Raw genomic sequence first — 275 nt, 5'->3', positions numbered from 1 at the left:
ATCACCGCTTCGACAACACCCGCTACAGGCAGCTGATGTGCCATTGCCATGTAGCCTGGTGAAAAACGCAGCTCGACATAGTGCAGGCCGTGACGGGCTGCATCTTCAATGTTTTCAAATGCCACGCGGCGACAGGCATCAAGAGAGGCGAGAACTTTAACGCCCCAGTCAAGTTTGGTCAGAAAGCTCACCAGATCGGGTTCGTTGGCAATGACCTGAACGTGGGGAATCAGTGTTTCCAGGGATTGTGCAGGAAGCGAGATATTATACTGGCG

Annotated in this window: 1 protein-coding gene; it reads right to left on the bottom strand. The window is 53.1% G+C overall.

The window, feature by feature from the left end:
* A partial coding sequence (locus IEQ44_RS15795; RefSeq protein ID WP_227487631.1) for an amidohydrolase family protein occupies positions 1 to 275 on the bottom strand: 275 nt, incomplete at both ends.

This window comes from Nocardioides malaquae (assembly GCF_015070385.1).
In the GTDB taxonomy this organism is placed as follows: Bacteria; Actinomycetota; Actinomycetes; order Propionibacteriales; family Nocardioidaceae; genus Nocardioides; species Nocardioides malaquae.
This window is presented reverse-complemented; position numbering and strand designations above follow the sequence as displayed.